Annotated in this window: 1 protein-coding gene; it reads left to right on the plus strand. The window is 70.2% G+C overall.

Annotated elements, in window-relative coordinates; translation table 11 throughout:
• Positions 1 to 299: 299 nt before the first annotated feature.
• Entirely contained in the window at positions 300 to 2591 is a 2292-nt protein-coding gene (locus ACFWGJ_RS43225; protein ID WP_387334456.1) for an MMPL family transporter, read from the plus strand.
• Positions 2592 to 2671 lie beyond the last annotated feature (80 nt).

Below are 2671 nucleotides of genomic sequence, written 5' to 3' on the forward strand. Positions count from 1 at the left end.
CCCGCCGCGGGGGGGGGGCGGGGGGGGGGGGGGGGGGCGCCCGCCGCGCCCGCCGGGCCGGGATGTCCCGGCCCACCGCAGGTTACCGACCGGTCAGCTCGGGCGCGACCCCCGAGGAGCGGCTTTACATGTAAGGGCCTCTCATCCTCCTCAGTGCGGAGGTCCCGGGGTCCGCGGGGAGGACTTACGGCCGCCGGACTTCACCAAGGAGCACGAGGAGAGGCCCTTATCCGCGCCATACCTTCATAACGACGGTGCCGGCAGGGGGTCGGCACCCAGGACAAGGGGGCAAGCCCGTCATGGGGAAGCGAGACACGCGGGTACGGGGGATAGCGGCCCGGGCCGGTGGCTGGAGCGCCCGGCACCGCTGGGCGGCCGTCGGGATCTGGGTGCTGTTCGTCGTTCTGGCGATGGGGCTCGGCTCGGCGGCGGGCACGGTCGAGCTCAAGGACAGCGAGCAGCTCGGGGGCGAGACGGGCCGGGCCGCGGCCATCGCGGAGCAGGCGGGGATCGAGGAGCCGGCCGGGGAGACCGTGCTCCTCCAGGCGAAGGAGACGGGTCTCAAGGCGACAGACAGCGAGTTCCGTGCCGCCGTCGCCGCCGTGATCAAGGCGGTCGAGGGCACCGGCAAGGTCACCGACGTGACCTCGCCGTACGACACGAAGACGATCTCGAAGGACGGCCGCAGCGCGCTGGTGCAGTTCGACATGCGCGGCGAGGCGGACACGGCGGGTGAGCGGGTCGAGCCCGTCCTGAAGGCCGTGGACGAGGTCCAGAAGGACCATGAGGCGTTGCGGATCGAGGAGATCGGCGGCGCCAGCATGAACAAGACGTTCGACGACGCCTTCGGCGACGACTTCCAGCAGGCCGAGTTCTCCGCCGTGCCGGTGGCCCTCGGCATCCTGCTGGTCGCGTTCGGCGCGCTGGTGGCGGCCCTGGTGCCGGTGCTGCTCGCGATCACCGCGATCATGGCCACCATGGGCCTGATGATGATCGTCAGCCATGTCCAGCCGATGGACGAGACCTCAAGCTCCGTGATGCTGCTGGTCGGGCTCGCGGTCGGCGTCGACTACTGCCTGTTCTATCTGCGGCGTGAGCGCGAGGAGCGCGCGGCGGGCCGCGACCCCGAGACCGCGCTGCGCATCGCGGCGGCGACCAGCGGCCGGGCCATCATCGTCTCCGGTGTCACGGTGTGCGTGGCGATGGCGGGCATGCTGTTCACCGGCATCGCCACCTTCAAGGCGATGGGGCTCGCCTCCCTGATGGTCGTGGCGGTCGCCATGGTCGGCTCGGTGACGGTGCTTCCCGCGGTCCTCTCGCTGCTCGGCAAGCGGGTCGAGACGGGGCGGATCCCGTTCCTGCACCCGGACAAGCGCCGCAAGACCAACAGCGGTGCGGGCAAGAGCGGTTCAGGTAATGACAGCCGCTTCTGGACGGCCGTCCTGCGCGTGGTGCTGGCCAAGCCGGCGATCTCGCTGATCGTCGCGGCGGGCGCCCTGGTGGCCATCGCCGCTCCCGCGCTGGGCATGAAGACCCAGAACCTCACGCTGGACCAGGAGTTCGGCGACTCGCTGCCGATCGTGGCGACGTACGAGCGGGTCAACGAGGCCTTCCCCGGCGGTTCCGACCCGGCCGAGGTGGTCGTCAAGGCCGACGACATCAACTCCCCCGAGGTGAAGTCCGCGATCGCCGACTTCCGGGCCCAGGCGGTCAGTTCGGGTGCCTCGCGCGGCCCGGTCGACGTCAAGGTGCACGACGCGCAGAACATCGCCTTCGTGTACGTGCCGCTGGTGGGCGGCTCCGACCTCGACAAGGCCGAGAAGAGCCTGACGATCCTCCGCGACGAGGTCCGTCCCGGGACGCTCGGCAAGGTCGACGGCGTCGAGGCACCGGTCTCCGGTCAGGTGGCGGGTTCGAAGGACTTCAACGACCAGCTCGTCAGCGCGGTCGCCCCGGTCTTCGTCTTCGTCGTGGTCTTCGCCTTCGTCCTGATGCTCCTGTCGTTCCGCTCGCTGACGATCGCGGTCACCTCGATCGTCCTCAACCTCCTGTCGGTCGGCGCGGCGTACGGCATCCTGGTCGCCGTCTTCCAGCACGGCTGGGGCGCGTCGGTGGTGGGCGCCGAGGGTGTGGGCGCGATCATCACCTGGCTGCCGCTGTTCCTCTTCGTGATCCTGTTCGGGCTCTCGATGGACTACCACGTGTTCGTGGTCTCGCGGATCCGTGAGGCGCGGCTGCGGGGGCTGACGACCCGGGACGCCATCCAGCACGGCGTCGTCACCACCGCCGGTGTCATCACCAGCGCCGCCGTCATCATGGTCGCCGTCTTCGCGATCTTCGGCACGCTGTCCATGCAGTCCATGAAGCAGATGGGTGTGGGCCTCGCGGCGGCGGTCCTGATCGACGCCACGATCATCCGCGGTGTACTGCTCCCGGCGGTCATGGCCCTGCTCGGCGAGCGCAACTGGTACTTCCCGAAGTGGCTGAACCGGCTGCCGGACCTCAGTCACAACGAGTCGTTCGAGGAGCCGTCGACGCGTTCGCAGCCGCCTCAGCCGCCGGCGGTCGAGGGCGAGCGGGTCGGCGTCTGACCGGCCGGTTCGGTACGCCGGTTCCCTACCGAGCGGCAACGCTGAAGCACTGAACGGCAGCGGGGCCGGGGCATGTGCCC

Source organism: Streptomyces sp. NPDC060205 (assembly GCF_042728395.1).
In the GTDB taxonomy this organism is placed as follows: domain Bacteria; phylum Actinomycetota; class Actinomycetes; order Streptomycetales; family Streptomycetaceae; genus Streptomyces.

What these genes read in the sequence shown, in the direction of transcription:
- ACFWGJ_RS43225 (WP_387334456.1), top strand. Translation starts at nt 300, where the DNA reads ATGGGGAAGCGAGACACGCGGGTACGGGGGATAGCGGCCCGGGCCGGT.